20 protein-coding genes are annotated in these 21,016 nt (G+C 53.2%); 4 read left to right on the top strand and 16 right to left on the bottom strand.

The window, feature by feature from the left end; translation table 11 throughout:
• Positions 1 to 157: 157 nt before the first annotated feature.
• On the top strand, positions 158 to 379 hold the full coding sequence (locus tag DL346_RS07420) for a hypothetical protein (protein ID WP_112881371.1): 222 nt from the start codon (positions 158 to 160) through the stop codon (positions 377 to 379).
• A gap of 103 nt (positions 380 to 482) precedes the next feature.
• Here the strand turns inward: DL346_RS07420 and DL346_RS29720 are convergent, their stop codons facing one another.
• Complete coding sequence (locus DL346_RS29720; RefSeq protein WP_276311517.1) at positions 483 to 617, bottom strand: hypothetical protein; 135 nt, start codon at positions 615 to 617, stop codon at positions 483 to 485.
• A gap of 125 nt (positions 618 to 742) precedes the next feature.
• On the opposite strand from DL346_RS29720, the gene DL346_RS07415 reads away from it, so the two are divergent.
• Positions 743 to 1,495, top strand: a complete 753-nt coding sequence (locus tag DL346_RS07415; RefSeq protein ID WP_112881370.1) for an HAD family hydrolase — start codon at positions 743 to 745, stop codon at positions 1,493 to 1,495.
• Between the two features lie 82 nt (positions 1,496 to 1,577).
• Here the strand turns inward: DL346_RS07415 and DL346_RS07410 are convergent, their stop codons facing one another.
• The 12 genes from DL346_RS07410 to pdhA form a co-directional block, all read right to left on the bottom strand.
• Positions 1,578 to 2,549, bottom strand: a complete 972-nt coding sequence (locus DL346_RS07410) for an N-acetylglucosamine kinase (RefSeq protein WP_112881369.1) — start codon at positions 2,547 to 2,549, stop codon at positions 1,578 to 1,580.
• A gap of 11 nt (positions 2,550 to 2,560) precedes the next feature.
• Positions 2,561 to 4,972, bottom strand: a complete 2,412-nt coding sequence (locus DL346_RS07405; protein ID WP_112881368.1) for a type IA DNA topoisomerase — start codon at positions 4,970 to 4,972, stop codon at positions 2,561 to 2,563.
• 12 nt (positions 4,973 to 4,984) lie between these two features.
• Positions 4,985 to 6,142: a hypothetical protein gene (locus DL346_RS07400; protein WP_112881367.1), complete on the bottom strand. Its 1,158-nt coding sequence runs from the start codon at positions 6,140 to 6,142 to the stop codon at positions 4,985 to 4,987.
• A gap of 56 nt (positions 6,143 to 6,198) precedes the next feature.
• Positions 6,199 to 6,516 carry a hypothetical protein gene (locus DL346_RS07395; RefSeq protein ID WP_112881366.1) on the bottom strand — a complete coding sequence of 106 codons (318 nt, stop codon included), beginning with the start codon at positions 6,514 to 6,516 and terminating at the stop codon, positions 6,199 to 6,201.
• Between the two features lie 68 nt (positions 6,517 to 6,584).
• Positions 6,585 to 8,072, bottom strand: coding sequence for a glutamate synthase subunit beta (locus tag DL346_RS07390; protein ID WP_112881365.1), 1,488 nt, complete (start codon positions 8,070 to 8,072; stop codon positions 6,585 to 6,587).
• A gap of 218 nt (positions 8,073 to 8,290) precedes the next feature.
• The gene (locus DL346_RS07385) at positions 8,291 to 8,788 is read right to left on the bottom strand and encodes a dihydrofolate reductase (protein ID WP_112881364.1); all 498 of its coding nucleotides are present in this window, start codon (positions 8,786 to 8,788) and stop codon (positions 8,291 to 8,293) included.
• A gap of 26 nt (positions 8,789 to 8,814) precedes the next feature.
• Complete coding sequence (locus DL346_RS07380) at positions 8,815 to 9,780, bottom strand: thymidylate synthase (RefSeq protein WP_112881836.1); 966 nt, start codon at positions 9,778 to 9,780, stop codon at positions 8,815 to 8,817.
• A 50-nt stretch (positions 9,781 to 9,830) separates the two neighbouring features.
• On the bottom strand, positions 9,831 to 10,322 hold the full coding sequence (locus DL346_RS07375; RefSeq protein ID WP_112881363.1) for an acyl-CoA thioesterase: 492 nt from the start codon (positions 10,320 to 10,322) through the stop codon (positions 9,831 to 9,833).
• A gap of 119 nt (positions 10,323 to 10,441) precedes the next feature.
• Positions 10,442 to 11,857 (bottom strand): dihydrolipoyl dehydrogenase, encoded by a 1,416-nt coding sequence (gene lpdA, locus DL346_RS07370; protein ID WP_112881362.1) that lies wholly within the window; start codon positions 11,855 to 11,857, stop codon positions 10,442 to 10,444.
• 3 nt (positions 11,858 to 11,860) lie between these two features.
• Positions 11,861 to 13,222 carry a dihydrolipoamide acetyltransferase family protein gene (locus DL346_RS07365; RefSeq protein WP_112881361.1) on the bottom strand — a complete coding sequence of 454 codons (1,362 nt, stop codon included), beginning with the start codon at positions 13,220 to 13,222 and terminating at the stop codon, positions 11,861 to 11,863.
• A gap of 61 nt (positions 13,223 to 13,283) precedes the next feature.
• Positions 13,284 to 14,261: an alpha-ketoacid dehydrogenase subunit beta gene (locus tag DL346_RS07360; protein ID WP_112881360.1), complete on the bottom strand. Its 978-nt coding sequence runs from the start codon at positions 14,259 to 14,261 to the stop codon at positions 13,284 to 13,286.
• Between the two features lie 41 nt (positions 14,262 to 14,302).
• Entirely contained in the window at positions 14,303 to 15,370 is a 1,068-nt protein-coding gene (pdhA, locus tag DL346_RS07355; RefSeq protein ID WP_112881359.1) for a pyruvate dehydrogenase (acetyl-transferring) E1 component subunit alpha, read from the bottom strand.
• A gap of 247 nt (positions 15,371 to 15,617) precedes the next feature.
• Here pdhA and DL346_RS07350 point away from each other — a divergent pair, with 247 nt between their 5' ends.
• A complete protein-coding gene (locus tag DL346_RS07350; RefSeq protein ID WP_112881358.1) occupies positions 15,618 to 16,358 on the top strand; it encodes an alpha/beta hydrolase in 741 nt (246 codons plus the stop codon).
• A gap of 67 nt (positions 16,359 to 16,425) precedes the next feature.
• Here the strand turns inward: DL346_RS07350 and DL346_RS07345 are convergent, their stop codons facing one another.
• Both DL346_RS07345 and DL346_RS07340 read right to left on the bottom strand, forming a co-directional pair.
• Complete coding sequence (locus DL346_RS07345) at positions 16,426 to 16,902, bottom strand: low molecular weight protein-tyrosine-phosphatase (RefSeq protein WP_112881357.1); 477 nt, start codon at positions 16,900 to 16,902, stop codon at positions 16,426 to 16,428.
• On the bottom strand, positions 16,899 to 17,585 hold the full coding sequence (locus DL346_RS07340) for a trimeric intracellular cation channel family protein (protein ID WP_165822437.1): 687 nt from the start codon (positions 17,583 to 17,585) through the stop codon (positions 16,899 to 16,901). The genes DL346_RS07345 and DL346_RS07340 overlap by 4 nt, the downstream gene beginning before the upstream one ends.
• Before the next feature lie 171 nt (positions 17,586 to 17,756).
• Between DL346_RS07340 and DL346_RS07335 the strand changes: the two genes are divergently transcribed.
• Complete coding sequence (locus DL346_RS07335; RefSeq protein ID WP_338066293.1) at positions 17,757 to 18,401, top strand: thiamine diphosphokinase; 645 nt, start codon at positions 17,757 to 17,759, stop codon at positions 18,399 to 18,401.
• Between the two features lie 250 nt (positions 18,402 to 18,651).
• On the opposite strand, the gene DL346_RS07330 is transcribed toward DL346_RS07335, so the two are convergent.
• Entirely contained in the window at positions 18,652 to 20,613 is a 1,962-nt protein-coding gene (locus tag DL346_RS07330; RefSeq protein ID WP_112881355.1) for an endonuclease MutS2, read from the bottom strand.
• Between the last annotated feature and the right edge of the window lie 403 nt (positions 20,614 to 21,016).

Raw genomic sequence — 21,016 nt, 5'->3', positions numbered from 1 at the left:
GTTCGTTAGCGTCTATAGTTAACGATCTATTTCTATGTCAGCTATTAATCTAGTTTAAGGGAAAAAAATAATAGTTTCCATACGAACAAATGTTTGCTATAATAAAAACAAGAACAAACGTTCTATTTTCCCGACAATTGTGAGGAGGCTGACCATCATGAATAACTGTGAAAACTATCGGTTTATCGAAAATCATCGACCATTCCGGGATTTAACCTTCAAGTTCTATTCCAACGGTTCATTGACCATTATCGACAACAGTGCTGATGAAGTCATCAGCCCCCGCGAATTGAAGGGTTCGAGCTACGATTTCTATGTCCGCAAGCGGCTTGCGTTTATAAAGCAGGATCTCACTGCTAAACTCCAAAAATATGCTTAACGGAAGCCATCGCCGTACAGTCTCTATATGGCAACCGCGAATGCTCGGCGCATGGATATTCATATAGAGACTGTCCTAACCTAATCCCGATCTGCCGTATGTATTAAGGCAGCTGTTTGTTAATGCCGTTTAAGCTTGGCGGCCGGTTTGCGAATTTCTCCGTCTTAATGGTAGGAGAATACTGCCTCATTCCAGTCTCTTTATCGCGGTTTTTACTGCTGTTTCGATTGATTGCCATTTCTGAATCACCTCCATCTACAGTATTTGTAAATCTTCCCAGTACTATTCGATTTGACGGCGAATCCCAAGATGCGGTAGATTGATTCTACAGCGAAATCATCTGGGGAAGGAGCCGTGCCTAAGATGAAACAAAGTATTCTATTCGATCTCGATGATACGCTAATTTACTGCAACAAATATTTTTACTTCGTGATTGACCAATTTACCGATTTGATGAGCGACTGGTTTAGGGGTCATGGCGTTCAGCCGAAAGAAATCCGCGACAAGCAAACCGAAATCGACATAGCCGGCGTGCATGTCTCCGGATTCCAGAGCGATCATTTCCCGCAGTCCTTTATCGGTACATATCGGTATTTCTCCGATCTGCTCGGCAGAAAAGCCTCCCCTGTGGAGGAAGATTTACTTTGGAAGCTTGGACGAAGCGTTTACGAGCATGCTGTAGAACCTTATCCGCATATGGAGGAAACATTAGACGAGCTGGCCTCCCGGGGCCATGAGCTGCATCTTTATACTGGCGGCGAGATGCTCATCCAACAGCGAAAAATCAATGATATGAAGCTGGAACGGTATTTCGGCCCGCGCATTTACGTTCGTTCGAAGAAGAACGTTGAAGCAATGGAAGCGATCCTGCGTGAAGGCAATTTCGACCGGAAATCGACCTGGATGATCGGAAACTCCATTCGGACCGATATCGTCCCTGCCCTTTCAACTGGGATCCACGCGATCCACATGAAGACCGATACCGAGTGGGCCTATAATATTATCGGCATTGACGTTGAGCCGAAGGGCGCCTTTATAACACTGGATCAGCTGCGTGATGTCCCTGTCAGTATTTACGATTACTTAAAGCAGCTCGGTCAGCTGCCATCCAATTAACGCGCCTTTTCTCCGCCCATAAAGATAGAAGCTTGTCACCATGGGAGCAATCGCTCCCGCGCGTGACAAGCTTCTTTTGTTATTAGGCTGGTATTTGGTTCTTTAGCTGTTCAATGAACTGAGATCCGGCGGAGATACCTGCTTTTTCCATCGCCATTAGAATAGCGCCAGCCGCCGGCGGAAGCGCCGGTTCCACGACCCGGTAGCTCTTGTTGGTCGGATGGGACAGCGCCTGTTCGAGCTTTGCTTGCACGTACGGATCGCGCGCAACGCTTCCGATTAAGGCGACATTAACGACATCCGAGGCAAAACAGCGACCCAGCAGCCGGATACCGTCATTCAGCGCCGTGACGGCCGTACCGCATACGTTCTGCGCGACGGGACAACCTTCGCGGGCAGCGGCTGTCACCATGGGTCCCATACGGCCGAATTTGAGCGTCCGTTCGACATAATCCGCGATAAAGCCGCTTGCACCGACCATGGCTAGCTCCGAAATGGATGCAACATTCCAGTAGTCAAGCGCGGCTTGAACGAATGACTCATCCTGCTCACCAATATTGCCTGCGATGATTTGGTACACCGCATCATAGGCAAGGAAGCGCGCAGCAGTCGGGGCATAGTGATGGAAATCATAATTGCATAAATGGCGACCGTCTTCATTCACCCCGAATATCGTCGACCCGGTTCCTGAAATGGCCACGATCCCCGGCTGATTCATTAGTGCCCCCGCGTGAGCGACGACCGCATCATTGACGAGAACCTTAGGACAGCTTAGCCCCGGTAATGCCGTAAATTCCGCTGCCCACGAGGAGTCATCGTCATTGTCAAACCCTGCGAATCCGGCGCACAGCGCAATTACGTCTCCGCTATCAACATTCGCTTCAGAGAGCGCCTTCCGTATCCCTTCCTGCACATGTTCCTTTGCATTTGGGTCTTTATCCGGATTGCTGCTCCCTTCCTCGGCATACGCAAGCATCCGCCCCTGCGGGTCTACCGCCATTATGCGCGTAGTCGTGCCCCCACCATCGATCCCAATCACGATCCGCTCAGCCATACCTGTTCCCCCTATGGGGATGAACGAAACTCGACGGTACCCGTAGCTTGGTCAACCAGAACCAGCTTGCCCGACATAGTACGGCCATCCTCTAATTTAAATGTAGACGATCTTGTAGTACCGCTGACTGCCAGCATTTTCGCCATTGCAGGCGTGACCGCTCGTCCCTGCTGCTCCTTCCAGATGACGAACTTACAGCCCTCTCGAAAACGAATGCAGCCATACCCGCGCTTGCCTTCAACGAGCTGTCCTCCACAACCCGGGCGAGGACATGGCGCAATGACTTTCGGTGAAGCCGCCGCGGAAGGCGCTTTGTCGCTAGATGGCGTTGTCGCCGCGCTGCCTTCCGGTACGTCGTCCATAGTAATCTGAGCATTCGCGGCTTTCGATTTAGAAGCAGTTCTACGCGGTGCAGCGGCTTCTTTTTTCGCCGATGCAGCTTTCGAGGTCACGCTTTTCTCCCTCGAGGACGTACGCCCGCCCCTCTCGCTCGATGTACGAGTACCCTTGCTCCTGCCTCTTCCGCTCGTCTCGCCGCCAGCTCTCTCCGGCTCTGCAAACAAGCTGGCATCCGCTTGCCGCTGCTGCTTCACCTTCGCAACGATCATTTCGGCGAATTGTTTCACCTTCGCGATGAATTGCTCGTCCGATGCTTCACCCTTCGAAATTTGGTGCAAGCGCTGCTCCCAGCGGCCGGTCATCTCCGGCGACGCCAGCAGCTCGACCCCTGCTCCGCGAATCAGCTCAATCGCGGCGCAGCCTTTAGTCGTAATATCCAGCCGTTTGCCCGTGGGCTTGATATAGCCGACCTGCTTCAGCCGTTCGATCGTCGCGGCTCGCGTCGCAGGCGTGCCCAGCCCGGTCTGCTTCATTGCATCGCGAAGCTCTTCGTCCTCGATTGCTTTCCCTGCGCTCTCCATCGCTTTAAGGAGCGTGCCTTCGGTATACGGCTTCGGCGGCTTCGTTGCCTTCTCAAGCGCGGCCGCGGTTTCACAGAGTACGGGCGCACTCTCGTCTACCGAGAACGGCCGATCCGTTTCCACCAAATCATCCTCTTGATCTTCTGAAGCCTCATCGGATTTTTTCTTCGATTTGCCTTTTGATTTGGCGTTACCATCTTCCGAATCGCCAAGAACGACGCGCCACCCTGCGTCCAGCTGCTCCTTGGCACGAGTGCGGAACTGCTCCTGCTCCACCTCGGTCAGCACATCGTGGTTGTTGTACACGGCAGGCGGATAATAGTGAGACAGAAACCGGCGGACGATCATGTCATAGATGTTCTGCTCTTCCGCGCTAAGCGTGCCCGGCCGTTTTGGCGTCGGCAGAATGGCATGGTGATCCTCAACCTTCGCCGGATTGCATACGGCCTTGTTGCCTTTATGCACCCTGCTGCGGTCAGCGCCGCTGGCGAGCTCGCCGTAAGCGGTTTGTTTAAGCATGTTAAGAACATTGCCCATTACTGGAATATTTTCTTCCGTCACATAGTTCGAGCTTGTCCGCGGGTACGTAATCACCTTGTGTTTCTCATATAGAGACTGTGCGATGTCGAGCGTTTTTTTGGCCGGATAGCCATAGCGACCGTTCGCTTCCCGCTGGAGCAGAGTCAGGTCATATAACCGGTAGGGGTACTCCTTCGATTCATTGACCGTATAGCTGGCAATTTTGGCCGGCTTTCCAGCAACCTTTGCCGCTAGCGCTTCGGCTTGCTCTTTCTTCGTAATCCGATCGCCCTGCCAAACCCCTTTATAGCTAAAATCGCGCTGGCTGAACTGGGCTTGGACGATGTAATAGGTTTCGCTGTCGAAGGATGTAATCTCCGTATGCCGATCGTACAGCAGAGCCAGTACCGGCGTCTGTACGCGTCCGACCGAAAGAAGCGTTTTATGGCGAATGGTAAACGCCCGGGAGGCATTCATCCCGACCAGCCAGTCCGCCTCGCTCCGCGCTCTCGCCGCACGCGTCAGCGGATCGTACTCTTGGTCGCTGCGAAGCATGTCGAAGCCGCGCCGGATCGTCTCCGGCGTCAAATCGGAAATCCACAGCCGGTCCGTTGGCTGCGGCATTTTCAAATACTGGCGGATCAGGTGGAATATTAGCTGGCCCTCGCGCCCGGCATCGCATGCATTGACAAGCCGGTTGCAGCGTTTCGACAGCTCGCCGATCGTCATGAGCTGATCCTTCGTTCGCGCATTCGCCAATAGCTTAAACCGGTCCGGAATGATGGGTAAATCCGCTTCATTCCACCGTTTGTATTTCGGATCGTATTGATCCGGCTCCGCGAGGCCGACCAAATGGCCGATCGCCCATGTAATAATATAGTTCTCGCCTTCCAAATAAGCGCGTTTATTCTGCGCCTTCGGTTCTACGACAGCGGCGATCGTTCGACCCATATCGGGCTTCTCTGCGATTATCAATGTTTTCAAGCCATCGCCTCTTTACCGTTCGTTAACCGTCATAATTTGACGTTTCATTGCTTCTAATATACTGCGAACGCCTTTATGCCAATTGACGTCTTCAGCATATTTTTTATTGATCCACGCGATCGCATCCATCTCGTCGGGCCGGCCTTGGCTTCTATGAAGGATCGTATTGCTCGCGATCCTGGCCGACTCGCTAATGGTCGTGTTGAACTCTCTCCAGCTGTGGAACACGTTAAACGGGTTGTTCGCAATCTTCTTCGCATTCTTATCTGTCTTCGGTACAAAAGCCTGCTCCTGCCCTGTAATGGCAAACAGCAGCAGCGGGTGAATGTCATTATCTTTAGCGGCATTAAGAATTGTGCTGAGATACGGCTCTTCCGCCAGCAGAGATGATTTTCCCGACAGGTACTGAACTAGCCGTTCCCGATTCACATCCACGAACCGCAGCTCTTCAGGCAATTCATTCCGATATTTCGGCTTCACCTTCACCGGAGCCGGTTCCTTTGGCGGCTGCTTTTGCTTTACGACGACTGTAGGATTAGGCTGCGGGACTTGTACTTGCATAGGAGGATGAAGCATCCACCAGCCGTAGATCAAGGTCGACGCGCTGAGCAGTACGGATAGCAGCAGAAAGCGGCTTGATCCGGCTTCATCGCGAGACTCTACTCCGTCATTCGCGTCCCTCCTGCCGGGCAGGACGATGAACTCGGCCAACCGGTCAGACGGACGATAGTAAGCTGCTGCTCTTCCTAATATGGCATCCCAAGCTTCTACCTCAAGCTGAGGCGATCGGGCGATGCGAGCTGCCTCATCGACGATTTCCTTGAACGTTTCCCTCTCGATCGTCACGCCGATTCGCTGCTCCACCCATTCATGAAGGGCATGCAAAAGCTGAGGATCCCGATAATCGAGCCTCATGCATGCTGCAAAAATATGTTTCTCGCTGACCGAAACCGGCTTGCTTGCTGCAAGACTCCGAAGAAGCGCTGCCGTAACTTTCCGCTTGTCTTCCTGCGGAAAACGAGGCAGCTGGCGCATGACGATGCGCTGCAGCTCATCATCGACGATTTCGGCACGGCGATCGCTTGGCAGATCACCGTATTTATGCTGGACGTAATGCCTGATTTTATGAATCTCAGTCGGTGTAAGAACTGCTGCGGCCGTGCTGTACAATCGCATCTCCTCCCGAAAGAAACGATAACGTTCAGCTTATTTTACCACATCTTACCTTAACTGAGCGCGAGTTTCGCAATCTCCGCTTGGATTTCGTCCGACTCGATGTAGGATGCAATCTGCTCTTTCTCATCCGAAGTGAACTGAAATTCGCAATCGCAGCCCTCGTCTAACGGTATGATTTGCGCAATAGCACCGCTATGCGTGCAAATGACTAGAATCGTCAAATCGATGAGCCCGCTTGGAATCGGCGTTTCATGACTAACTTCCGCACGAAGCTCGATATCGATCCATTGATCGTCACGGCGCTCCATACGAGGATAAAACGCTAAAAATTTCAGCTGCGTAATCGTATCGGATCCATACTGAATCATTGTCTATCGCTCCTTAGAAACGAAATAAAAGCGCCCGAAGGCGCTTTGTATTTCAATTATGGCTTCACTTATGGAAGCATCGTCGATCCCATCAAGAACCGATCCACTTCACGCGCAGCTTCGCGGCCTTCGTTGATTGCCCAAACAACCAAGCTTTGACCACGGCGCATATCGCCTGCAGCGAATACTTTGTCCACACTTGTACGATATTCGCCGTAAGCGGCTTTGACGTTGGAGCGGCGGTCCGTCTCCAGGCCAAGCTTCTCGACCAGCGTATTCTCAGGACCTTCGAAGCCGACAGCGATCAGAACAAGATCCGCTTTCCATACTTTCTCCGTACCCGGAATTTCCGTATAAATTCTGCGGCCGGTTTCATCGACTGTACGTTCGATTTGAACCGTGTGCAGCTCTTTGATGTTTCCGTTCTCGTCGCCTACGAACTTCTTCGTCAGGATGGAGAATGCGCGGGGGTCTTCGCCGAACAATGCGCGCGCTTCTTCTTGCGCGTAATCAAGCGTGTATACGTTCGGGAATTGAGGCCAAGGATTTTTCTCTTGGTCGCGCACTAGCGGCGCTTTACCGACCGTACCGAATTGCGTAATCGATTTACAGCCATGACGAAGCGCCGTAGCTACGCAGTCCGTACCCGTGTCGCCGCCGCCCATGACGATGACGTTCTTGTCTTTTGCCGAAATATAGTTGCCATCTTCCAGGTTGGAATCCAGGTAGCTCTTGATGGTGCCATTCAGGTAATCCATCGCTAGGTGAATGCCGTTCAGGTTGCGGCCCTCAATGTCGACTTCACGTGCTTTGGTCGCGCCGCCGCACAGAACAACCGCATCGAATTCATTCATCAGCTGATCAGCCGGCACGTTCTTGCCGACTTCCGCATTCGTAATGAAGTTTACGCCTTCCGCTTCCATTAGATCAACGCGGCGTTGAACGATATTCTTATCCAGCTTCATCGTCGGAATACCATATGTGAGCAAGCCGCCGATGCGGTCTGCACGCTCGTATACCGTAACCGTGTGGCCCGCTTTGTTAAGCTGCGCCGCGCAAGCCATTCCGGCAGGACCGGAGCCTACGACAGCAACTTTCTTGCCAGTACGCATTTGCGGCGGCTGCGGTACGACCCAGCCTTCCTCGAAACCTTTGTCGATAATCGATTGCTCGATGGTTTTAATCGTAACCGGATCGCCGATCAGGCCGACCGTACAGGAGCCTTCACACGGCGCAGGACAAACGCGTCCTGTGAATTCCGGGAAATTGTTCGTTTTGTGCAAACGGTCAAGCGCTTCGCGCCACAGTCCGCGGTAAATGAGATTGTTCCATTCCGGAATGAGGTTATTCACCGGGCAACCCGAAGCTCCGCCTGGAAGCTCGATCCCTGTATGGCAGTAAGGCGTGCCGCAATCCATGCAGCGCGCGCCTTGCGTTCTCAGCTGGTCTTCATTGAAATGTTTATGAAATTCATCCCAATCCTTAATCCGTTCCAGCGGATCGCGGTCAGCAGGCAGCTCGCGTTTGTAGTCCATAAATCCAGTAGGTGTAGACATGATCGCATTTCCTCCATCCATTTTCCCATTGCCGAATGTTCGTTATCTCTCTAAAACTATATCGGGAATCGACATTTAATTCAATATCAAACTTTGCCATTAAAAACCTGATAACTATTTACAATATCTTAGCAACAAGGCCTAGTTCATGAAATGGATTTTCCGTACAATCATTTGCACTTTATCGCATAATGTTAGGCATTTGCATGATATTGCATTTAGCTTTTCAGCCCGTCTCTGATATAAGTGACAATAGCAAAATCATATGCATTTTGCTCATCCTTCGTGTATGGGTCGCGATGCGACTCCGTCCACTCGCTTGCGCGAAATTCCGGGAAATAGGCATCCCCTTCCACCACGGCGTCCACTTCCGTCAGCAGCAGCTTGTCCGCATAGGGCATGAACTGCTTATAAATCTCGGAGCCCCCCATGATGATTAGCTCCTCCTCGGGGCTTCCATAGCGGGCAAGCGCTTCTTCGACGGAATGGACGATTTCGCAGCCCTCCGGGTTGTAGTCCAAGCTTCGCGTCAGGATTACGTTTCGGCGATTCTTGAGCGGACGGCCGAGCGATTCGAACGTCTTGCGTCCCATCACGACTGTCTTTCCAAGCGTGGAGCGGCGAAAATGCGCCATTTCGGCCGGCAGATGCCAAGGCATCCCGTTATCAATTCCGATCACGCGGTTGCGCGCCATTGCGGCGATCATCGTAATCATGCTGCTTCCCCCTTCTTCGCAGGCCGTTATACAGCTACCGGCGCTTTAATGGAAGGATGCGGTTCGTACCCGTCTAGCTTGATATCGTCCAGTTCAAAATCAAACACGTTTTTCACATCGGGATTGAGCTTCAACGTCGGCAGTAGTTTGCCCTCGCGGCTCAGCTGCTCGTCGATTTGATCCAGATGGTTCAAATAAATATGCGCATCGCCGATCGTATGTACGAATTCCGATGCTTCCAAGCCGCATTCCTGGGCAATCATATGCGTCAGCAGCGCATAGCTGGCAATGTTGAACGGGATTCCCAGAAAAATATCGCCGCTCCGTTGATAAAGCTGGCAGGATAGCTTACCATCAGCCACATAAAACTGGAACAGTGTATGGCAAGGAGGCAAAGCGGAACGCTGCGGCGTCGCATCCTCCGGCGACCAAGCCGTCACAATCAGCCTTCTGGAGTCGGGATTCCGCTTGATCTCCGCAATGACGTTCGCCAGCTGATCGATCGTCTCGTTCTGAGAGGTTTGCCAATTGCGCCACTGCTTGCCGTAAACGTTACCGAGATCTCCGTACTTTCGCGCGAATTCCTCGTCGTCTAATATACGGCGAATAAAAATGCTCTCTTGCTCCTGATATAGCAGATTAAACTCGGCATCCGTCTGCGACCGCAATCCGAAGTTCGTCATATCCGGACCGGTATACTCTTCGCTCTCGATCCATTTCTTAAACGCCCATTCGTTCCAGATGTGATTCTTGTGCCGCAGCAGATAACGGATGTTCGTATCGCCTTTTATAAACCAAAGCAGCTCGCTCGCGATTAATTTGAACGGGACGCGTTTGGTCGTCAATAGCGGGAAGCCTTCTTTGAGATCGAAGCGCATCTGATAGCCAAACACGGACAACGTCCCTGTGCCTGTCCGATCTTCCTTCTTCGTTCCATGCTTCTGCACATGCCGAAGCAAGTTCAAGTATTGCTGTTCATTCAAGCTAGCCATCATTCAACTCCCGCTCCACAAAAAAATATGATATTAAATTATATCACAGATTATGTCGATCTGTCCCGTTTTCGTTGCATCCGGAGCTCATATCTTTCCGGTGCGGATTCATGAAGCAACCGTTCTTCCTCCGTTTGCGGAATGATTCCAGGCACTGGGGTGGGCTTTCCGTGTTCATTCAGCGCGACGAAGGTAAAAAAGGCCGTAACCGCGGTCTTGCGGTCGCCCGTATAAACATTCTCCGTTTGCACCTTCACGTAAATCTCCATAGAGCTTTTGTGCGTCCAGGTGACGAACGCTTCGACATCGATCATGTCCCCGACCTTAATAGGCGCGACAAAATCGAGGCTGTCCGTCGATGCCGTAACGACCGGCCCCCTGGCATGGCGCATGCTTGCGATCGCGGCGATTTTGTCCATATATTCCATCACCTTGCCGCCGAACATCGTACCGTGGTAATTCGTATCCAGCGGAAAAATAAGCTGCATCATCGTCGATCGCGATTCGCTCGTTAATTTGCTCTCAAGGCCTTCGTTCGCCATCATTACCGCCTCCAAAAAGAAATACCTGCATCTATGTATAGAAGAAAGAGGCCCGCCGCAGAACGCTGCGGCGTGACCTCTTACTAACGTAAAACCAGACTTGATTAACGATGTTAATCTTATTTGGAAATCGCGTGAATCGGGTGGCCAAGCGCCACTTCCGTTGCGTCGAGTACGATCTCGCCAAGTGTCGGGTGCGCATGGATCGTAAGGGCGATATCTTCCATCGTTGCGCCCATTTCGATTGCAAGACCGATTTCCGCAATCATGTTGGAGGCTTCGATACCGGCGATTTGCGCGCCAAGCACGAGACCGTTATCTGCGTCCGCGATGATTTTGACGAAACCTTCGTTTACGCCAAGGGACAATGCGCGGCCGTTGATATTGAAAGGGAACTTGCCGACTTTCACGTTGTGGCCCTTCTCTTTCGCTTCCTTCTCGCTGTAGCCTACGCTCGAGCATTCAGGATCGGAGAAGACGACAAGCGGAATGCACTTGTAATCGATTTTGCTTGGTTGACCGGCAATCGCTTCAGCTGCAACGCGGCCTTCGTACATCGCTTTGTGCGCAAGCGCTGGACCAGCAACGATATCGCCGATTGCGAAGATGTTCGGAATGCTTGTACGGCATTGATCGTCAACTTCGATGAATCCGCGGTCGGTCATCTTGATGTCGATCAGATCGAGTCCAAGCTCGCCGTCCGTATTCGGGCGGCGGCCGACGGTAACGAGCAGGTAGTCCGCAGTTACTTGTTTGTCTTCACCGTTCACCGTATAGGTTACCGTAACATCGATTTCTGTTTGCGAAGCGCTCTTCGCTTGTGCGCCGGTAACGATTTCTGCCTTCGCCGCTTTAAGCTTCTTCGCAACGAGCGAGGACATGTCGCTGTCGAAACCGGGCAGGATCGAGTCGGAGCCTTCAATAACCGTTACCTTCGAACCGAAGCGCGCATACATTTGGCCAAGCTCGATGCCGATGTAGCCGCCGCCGATGACGACCATGCTCTTCGGAATTTCCGGAAGGGACAGCGCTTCTGTAGACGAAACGATGCGTCCGCCGTAAGGGAATGCCTTCAGCTCGATCGGACGGGAGCCCGTCGCGATAATGCAGTGCTTAAAGCGGTAACGCGGAGCTTCCTGCTCGTTGAATACGCGCGCTTCCGTGTCGCTGATGAACATCACTTCGCCGCTGAAGAATTGGATCTTGTTCGCTTTCAGCAGGGCGCCAACGCCGCCTGTCAGTTTCTTGACGACGCCGTTTTTGAACTCCTGCACCTTGCTCCATTCGACTTTGACATCGGAAGCCGTGATGCCGAAGGACGAAGCATGGGAAATCGATTCATATTGATGCGACGCCGAGATCAGCGCCTTTGACGGGATGCAGCCTACGTTCAAGCATACGCCGCCGACGTATTGTTTATCTACAACCAGCACGCTTTGGCCGAGCTGTGCCGCTCGGATTGCCGCGACATAGCCGCCGGGGCCTGCGCCGATAACGAGTAAATCAATATCGAGTGAAGCGTCTCCTACTACCATCGTTTAGACCTCCATTACAAGTAATTGCGGATCAGCAAGCAGCTGTTTGATGTAGTTCATGAAGTTTTGCGCTGTTGCGCCGTCAATGAGACGGTGGTCAAAACTTAGGGACAGAGCCATGACGGATCCAATGACGATTTCGCCATTCTTCACGACCGGCTTCTCGGAGATGCGGCCCGTACCCAGAATCGCAACCTCAGGGAAGTTGATGACCGGCGTAAAGAACATGCCGCCCGCGGAACCGATGTTTGTGATGCTGATGGTGCTGCCTTTCAGCTCGGCTGCGGAAAGCTTGCCGTCGCGGCCGCGCGTTGCCAGATCTTTAATCGCATCTGCAACCATCCATACGTTCTTGCGGTCCGCGTCCGGAATAACGGGCACGATCAAGCCGTTCTCCGTATCGGTAGCGATGCCGATGTTGTAGTACTTCTTGAATACGATTTCTTGCTTCTCTTCGTCGAGCGTCGCGTTCATGATCGGGAACTGGCGGCATGCCGCCACGAGCGCCTTCACGATGAACGGCAAGTACGTCAGCTTGACGCCTTTCTTCTCGGCAATCGGCTTCGCTTTCGTCCGCAGCTCGACAAGCGCCGTTACATCCACTTCGTCCATGATCGTAACGTGCGGAGCTGTGTAAACCGATTTAACCATTGCATTCGCAATGACTTTGCGGATGCCTTTGAACGGTACGCGCTCTTCGGCGCGATCGCCGGATACAATGACTGCCGGTTGAGCAGCCGGTGCAGACGCTGCGGATGCTGCCGGAGCTTCTTGCGCAGCCGGTGCTGCTGCAGGTGCGCCGCCTGCCGCAAATGCGGATACGTCTTCGCGCGTAATTCGGCCGTTCTTGCCCGAGCCTGCTACAGTCGCGATGTCTACGCCTTGCTCGCGGGCGAATTTGCGTACGCTTGGCGTTGCAAGCACTAAACCGCCGGCAGCTTTGGCCGGTGCCGGTGTTGCTGGAGCTGCCGGTGTTGCTGGGGCTGTCGGTGTTGCTGGAGCCGCCGCTGGTGCCGGTGCAGGCGCTACAGCCACGGCAGTTGCAGTTGGCGCAGGAGCTGCCGGTGCAGACGCCGGAGCGCTATGGCTGTCGCCAGCCGGTGCCGCTTGCTCAGGCACATCGCCTTCCGCATCGATGATGGCGACGATTTCGCCAACGTGGCATACTTGACCGTCCTTTACGAGCACTTCAAGCACTTTACCGTTCACAGGACAAGGGACTTCTACGATAGCCTTGTCATTTTGCACTTCCATGATGATATCTTCATCCGTTACCGTCGCGCCCGGCGTAATGTGCATTTTGACGATTTCGCCTTCATGCAGACCTTCGCCGAGCTCCGGGAAACGATACTCGAATTTTGCCACGTCCCGTGACCTCCTCCATGGTCTTCCCAACCTGTGTCTCTAAGCTGGTTGCCTCTATTGATTAAAAGTTCAATACTTGGTTAACGGCCTTCACAATCCGAGCAGGGCTTGGGAGCCAAGCGTCCTCAATTTGAGCGAACGGATAAACCGTATCCGGACCGGCTACGCGCAGGACAGGAGCTTCCAGGTGCAGAATCGCATGCTCATTGATTTGAGCGATGATTTCCGCTGCGGCACCGGATGTTTTTTGCGCTTCTTGCACGACGATGGCGCGGTTCGTTTTCTGGATCGACTTCACGATCGTCTCGATATCGAGCGGAAGCAGCGTACGAAGGTCGATGACTTCGGCTTTAACGCCGTTCTTCTCAAGCTCTTCGGCAGCTTTGACCGCAGTATGAACCATGAGACCGTATGCGATGATCGTAACATCGGAGCCTTCGCGAACGACGTTAGCTTTGCCGATCTCAACCGTGTATGCCTCTTCCGGCACCTCTTGACGGAACGCATGGTACAGGTTCAAGTGCTCCATGAAGAAGACCGGATCGTTGTCGCGGATTGCCGCAACGAGCAGACCTTTCGCATCGTACGGGTTGGAAGGCACGATTACTTTGATGCCTGGCGTTTGGATTGCCAAACCTTCGAGCGAATCCGTGTGAAGCTCGGCCGCTTTAACGCCGCCGCCGAATGGCGTGCGGAATACGATTGGCGAGTTGTAACGGCCGCCGGAACGGTAACGCATACGTGCCGCTTGGATGAACATTTGGTCCATCGCTTCATAGATAAAGCCGACGAATTGGATCTCAGCTACAGGACGGAAGCCTTGAATCCCCATACCTACCGCCATACCGGCGATTGCGGATTCAGCAAGCGGCGTATCAAATACGCGGTCTTCGCCGAATTCTCCTTGAAGTCCTTCAGTCGCACGGAATACGCCGCCGACCTTACCGACGTCTTCACCGAAGACGTACACGTTCGGGTCATTTTTAAGCTCCACGCGCATTGCGTCGCGGATCGCTTCTTTCATATTCATTTGAGCCATTGTCGCGAGTTCCTCCTTAGCTTGCTTCTGTAGTCATCCCATTATTGAAAATCGGCTTTTTGCGCTTCCATATGTGCCGGAGTATGTTCGAACATGGAGTCGATCAAGCCGCTAACTGTCATTTTCTCTGTTTGCTCCGCTTTTTTGATGTGCTCGTTAACAGTCGCTTTCGCTTCTTCTTTCACGCGAGCTGTATCTTCGTCGGTCCACAGACCTTTCTTCTCAAGGAACTTAGCGAAGCGAGTGATTGGATCTTTCAAGCTCCATTCTGCTTCCTCGTCCTTCGTACGATATTTCGTTGTGTCATCCGCCATGGAGTGCGGACGGAAACGGTACGTCAGCATCTCGATCAGCGTTGCGCCTTCGCCGTTACGGCCGCGCTCAGCCGCTTCTTGAACGGCTTTAATGACGGCAAGAACGTCCATGCCGTCTACTTGAACGCCGCGGATGCCCGCTGCTACTGCTTTATGCGCAACCGACAACGCGCCGGTTTGTTTCGCGTATGGGGTTGTAATCGCGTAGCCGTTATTTTGTACCACATAAATAACCGGGAGCTTAAATGCGCCGGCAAAGTTCATGCCTTCGTAGAAATCGCCCTCGGAAGAACCGCCGTCGCCTGTATACGTGATCGCTACGCGCTTCTCGCCTTTTTTCTTGAATGCCATTGCTACGCCTGTCGCGTGCAAAATTTGGGCGCCGATAATGATTTGCGGCATGAGAACATGAACGTCCTCAGGGATTTGGCCGCCGTGCTGATGGCCGCGGGAATACAGGAAAGCTTGGTACAGCGGCAAGCCGTGCCATACGATTTGCGGCATGTCGCGGTAGCCTGGGCAAATGAAATCGTCTTTGTTTAGCGCATATTCACTGCCGATCATCGATGCTTCTTGGCCCGAAACCGGAGCATAGAAGCCGAGACGGCCTTGTCTTCCCAAGTTAACGGCACGCTCATCCCATGTACGGGTGAAAACCATGCGGTACATAATTTCTTTCAGTTGCTCGTCCGTCAATTCCGGCATTAGAGCCTCATCGACAATTTCTCCGTCTGGAGACAGGATCGAAAGCGGTGTTACCGGTTCCGTCTGAACTTCATAAGGCAGCTTGCTCATATTGTTCACCTCAGTTGAATATTTGAAAAATCGAGTATCCCTGTTATAGAATGATTATAAACCTGTTTAACCGAAATGGTCAAAGTCAAATGCACTATAAACCGTTGTATTTTGCAACATTTTCTCTATTACCCTGCTAAATTGTATATGTAACAGAACTAACATCATAGTATTACAGTATAATACAATAGGGCAGAATCCTAGAAATACCTGCGCATACCATGCACGGACAAAGGAGTTTTTATACATGACCGACCCGCGATATTTGAAAAGAACGATCGTGAAGGATGTCGTATCCAGCCGATTTTTGCCGGAGGGTTTCCGCGACATACGCGTCTATCTGCCGCCAGGCTACAACGAGCTGTTGAGCTATCCCGTCGTGTACTGCCAGGACGGCGAGCAATTTTTCAACTTTGGCCGCATTGCCACCATCGCTAACCAGCTGGTCTTGGATGAGGGAATCGAGCCGTTCATTATCGTCGGCGTCGATGTCGACATCAAGATGCGGACGGCCGAGTACGCCCCCGACGGGGGCCGGCATGCCGGTTACGTCGCCTTTATCGGCGAAGAACTCATCCCTTACGTTGAATCCAAATACGCGGCCAGGCGCGAAGCCGGCGCGCGGATTCTTGCAGGCGATTCGTTAGGCGGTTCCGTCAGCTTTCATATCGCGATCACTTATCCGGATTTGTTCCATCAAGTTATTTCCTTGTCCGGGGCGTTTTATCCCGTATCGCGCGCGATTGCCGAGCAAGCGGAAGACTTGAGCCGTCTCGAGCTGTTCATGATCGTCGGACTGCAGGAGACGGCCTTTAAATCCGACCGCGGCGTATTTGATTTTGTCGCGATGAACAGGGAGATGAAGGCGATCCTCGATGCAAAAGGAGCGGTCTCGCACTACGGCGAGCACGATGGCGATCATGTATGGGGATTCTGGCAGCAGCACATTCCGGCTGCGCTTCGCACCTTCCTTCATCCAGAAGCGTAGAGTGAATAGTTGAATATCAAAAAAGACCGTATCTCCGCTCAGCAGGCGGAAATGCGGTCTTCTTTAATTACAGCCGATGCTCTCTGCGAATGCGCTCCAGCAAATTGCTGCAGCCCTTGGAGACAAGCTCATAAACTTCGTCGAAGTTACCTGTATAATACGGGTCAGGCACGTCATTTCCCGGCTTGTCCGGCAGTAAGTCCATGAACTTGAACACTTTAGTTTGCTTATCGGAGCCGCTGCCGAAGAGACTTCTCACGTCGCGTTCGTTCGCGCTATCCATGCAGACGATATAGTCGAAGGATTGATAATCGTTAATTAACACCTGCCTCGCGCGCATTCCCTCATATGAAATGCCGTAACGATCCAACAGCGACCGCGTTCCTTCATGCGGCGGCTTCCCCAAATGCCAGTCGCCGGTACCCGCGGAATCAACCCTCACTTTGCCATCCAGCTCCCGCGCTTTCAATTGATGACGCAGTACCGCTTCCGCCATCGGCGACCTGCAAATGTTCCCGAGGCAAACAAATAATACGCTAATCATGGACGTTCTCCTTCTGCTTGTTCATTCTTGGCTGCTTCCGCACGCTGCTTATCGGAATGGACCGACTGCGCCAGCGCGTATTTGAGCGAGCGCCTTGGCAGCCGCCAGCCGTAATGCACCGAGAGCATTCTGAAAATAATGACGATCATAAATAAGACTAGCAGCTGAACAGGCGATTTGAAATAGCCAAGCCCGATAACGGCGCCTGCGCCCAGTGCCCAGACCGCATAAATCTCATCGCGCAGCACGAGCGGCTTGCGCCCTGCCAGCACGTCCCGGATCATACCGCCGCCGATTCCGGTCAGCATGGCTGCGACCATAACCGCGCTAAGCGGGTATTTGCCCGTCGCGTACAGCGCCCCTTGGATCGCGAAGGCCGATAGCCCGATCGCATCGAAGAACGCTTCGCTTTTCTTCCAATGGTTGATCCACTTGACCGGCAGCACGAACGCGATGGTCATCGCGACGACCGCGGTCTTCAGCAGCATCCCCTGCGTCCAGATGCTTGTAATCGGTACGTTAATCAATAGGTTTCGCACAACGCCGCCGCCAAATGCAGTGACAAGACCGAGCACGTAGACCCCTAAAATATCGTACTCTTCTTCCATAGCTACGATGGCACCGCTGACCGCGAAAGCGATCGTTCCGATAATGCTGAAAACAGTGAAAATATCCATGTCCATCTGTAAACTCATGTCCTGATGCCTCCGCCAGCTCCGCTCATTAATAATCCTTACTCATTTTAGCCGCGGCCGGCGGATTCTTCAAGCATTACGTTTGCGCAGTCTTCAAATCGACTGGTCAACTGCCCTCACGAGAAGTATACTGACTTAAAACAAAGGAAAGCAGGACGAATGATGAATACGGAACGGATCCTTATTTTTACCGGCGGACGCCTGGGACGTTGGGCAATTGAACTCATTCGGCCGGGCGACATGCTGATCGGCGCTGATGCCGGCGCGATGTTCCTGGTCGAGCATGGACTGCGGCCGGATATCGCGCTCGGCGATTTCGACTCCGTCACCCCGCAGCAGCTCGCTTATATCAGGGAGAAGAGCGGGGAGACGCTGGACTACGACCCCGTCGACAAAGACTATACCGATACGGAACTCGCGTGGCGTCTCGCCCTGTCGAAGCAGCCGAAGGAGCTGCTCATGCTAGGCGCATTAGGCACCAGATTCGACCACTCGCTGGCCAATGTCCATTTGCTGCGGATGGCGCAGCGGCAAGGCACGGCTGCGATGATCAGGGACGATCGCAACTGCATCCAGCTTGCGACCGATCGGATCACGCTGGCTAACAAAGGCTTTGCGTACGTGTCCCTGCTGCCCCTCTCGGAGCAAGTGACAGGCATTACGCTGACCGGCTTCCAGTACCCGCTGCATGACGCCACCCTCGAAATCGGCCAGTCGCTGGGCATCAGCAATAAGCTGCTGGGGCAGGAAGGATCGATCGAGGTGAAGCAAGGCATGCTCCTCGTGATTGAAAGCCGCGACTAAGCACCGGAGTTCCGCTTTCAAATCGAATCGGCGGCTAGGCGGTCTTAAGCAAGTGCGGTAACTGTTACCGCTCATTCGCGTTTCTCCGCCGAAAGCCCAGCAAGTGCGGTAACTGTTACCGCTCATTCGCGATTCTCCGCCGAAAGCCCAGCAAGTGCGGCGAATACCCATCTGCCCCCACTACAAAAACGCGATGAGGTGCACCTTGTGATGAGACGTACGTCACAGGGCGGAGTCATTGCATCTCCCGCTACCCCCTCGGGTGCTCTTCCGGCGGCGACTCGATCGAAAGGCCTGGCACGTATTTGCACCCCATGAGCTTGCGCGTTTTGCGGTTTGCCTTCGATTCGAAAACAATGTCCATGTCATAATCGCCTTCCGGGTATAGCTGCGCGCTAGAGATATAGAGCGAGAGCCGTTTCCGGTTGAAGGTCATCTTCGTTTTCTGAACCTGCACGACAACATCCCCCCGCTCATTGGCCGGCTGGAACACGATCCCCGTCCGCTTGAGCGGATAAATCCACACGCAATCTCCAACCTCGAAAGGTTTTTTCCCTGCGGGCGCAGCTCCATCCCGATTTTCTTTCTTGACCTTGGCGCTTGCCTCCTCCATCGACTTATTCCATTTCTCGGCCTCTTCAGTCGCAAAAACCGCCTCAGTCCGCTGCCCTTCAGAATTAGTGCGTTTGGCGGCTTCTACCCGCTCTTCGGCTCGCTGGATAACCCGCTCAGGCAGCCCGAACCGTCTAGCAATCGCAAAAGCGTAGCTATCCCCCGCTTCCCCGATTTCCAGCCTGTACACGGGCTTCAGCGTATCGGCATCGAATGCCATCCGGGCATTCGTACAGCCTTTCATGACAGCGGCAAACCGCTTAATCTCGTTAAAATGCGTTGTCGCGGCAACTAGCGAGCCTCGCTGCAGCAGTTCTTCGAGAACCGCGATAGATAAAGCGATGCCTTCTCCGGGATCCGTGCCGGCGGCAAGCTCGTCAAGCAGGATCAGCGTGCGGTTATTGGCGCTGCGCAGCATGCCGCTCAAACTTTCCATATGAGCGGAGAAGGTACTTAACGATTGCTCAATGCTTTGGCCGTCCCCTACATCCGCGAGAACGCCTTGAAAGATGCCAAACTCAGTTCCCTGTCCCACAGGCAGAAGCAAACCGGATTGAAGCATGAGCGCAAACAAGCCGATCGTCTTCAGCGCAACCGTTTTTCCGCCCGTATTGGGACCTGTGATGATCAATTGCCTCCACTCGCCTCCGATTTCGACGTTAAGCGGGACAGCCTTCTCGCCGAGGAGCGGATGTCTCGCGCCTATCAGCTTGATGTATGGCTTCTCGCAGATTGCCGGAGCAATGCCATTGTAGGTGCGGGAAAGCTTCGCCCGGGCGAAAATAAAATCAAACGAAGCCATCGCCTCCACATTCCATTTCAGCCGCTCGCTCTCCGCTTCCGCTAAATCCGACAGCCGCGATAAAATCGTCGTCCGCTCGCGTTCCTCTTCGCTTTTCCACAATTGCCATTCCGCCTGCAAATCGGCTACGTCGACGGGTTCGACGAACAGCGTCTGGCCGCTTGCCGATTCATCCCATACCGTTCCCGGCACCTGCCTGCGCAGCTCCCTCTTGACCGGGATGACAAAATGGCCGTTCCTCTTGCTGACCAATTGATCCTGCAGCGCGCTCTTGTATTTGCCCAGCAGCTGGCTCAGCTTGCGTTCGATTCGATCCTCGGCGGCAGCGAGATGTCTGCGGATGTCTCCCAATGCCGGGGAGGCCTGATCGGTCAGCGCGCCGTGCCTGATGCAGCGGTTCAGTTCCTGAAGCAGCTCCGGACAATCGTGCATGGAATCCGCATAGCCGCTAATGGTAGGCGCTATCATGCGTTTACTGTCCATATAGCGCTTCATTTGCCCAACGGCAGTAAGCCACACGGCCAGTTGGCCCAACTCCTGCTCCGAATAGATTTTCCCTTTGCCGAGCAGCGACATAAAGGTTTGCATTCCCTCCATCGCGGAAATCGGAACGCTCGCTCCAGTGGCAAGCAAGCGCACCGCTTCCTCCGACTCTTGCAGCCACGCTTTCACCCGGCCAGGCTCCGCGCTCGGCTCATGCCGCTCGGCAAGGATCGTCCCCGCCTCGGATACGATGTAAGACATCAGCATCGATTTGATTTTATCGAATTCCAATTTTGTTATGGCTTGCGTATTCATGGTTCAACCATCCTCTTCGCGTATTTGGGTATAAAAAAACAGGGACAGAACGCATACGCATCCCATCCCTGTTTAAGGACTTTCGGCAAACTCGAATTCGTGTCTAAGGAGAAACCGCCATTATGCATGCGGATCCCCTGTAGAACGAAAAAAGCGTGCTCGAAAGAGCACGCGAATTTGCCGTCCAGCAGGCGGAAATCGTCATGTTCTTAACTTATTGGCCGCAGCAGCTCCCACACACGCCACCATACAAACCTGCTCTAAATGATGGAGCAAGCCTGTAGCAAATGTATCGTGAAAGCCGTGCACCCGGCAGCGCTTCTGGCGCCGGGTATTATCCAATTTAGAAGTTAAGAACCATAACCCGCATCAAAATTTCCCCTTACTGCATAAAGTTACACTC

Origin of the sequence: Paenibacillus montanisoli (genome assembly GCF_003268025.1) — a bacterium.
GTDB classification, from domain to species: domain Bacteria; phylum Bacillota; class Bacilli; order Paenibacillales; family Paenibacillaceae; genus Paenibacillus_Z; species Paenibacillus_Z montanisoli.
Note: the sequence above shows the minus strand (reverse complement) of the source record. Positions and strands in the feature narration are given on the sequence as shown.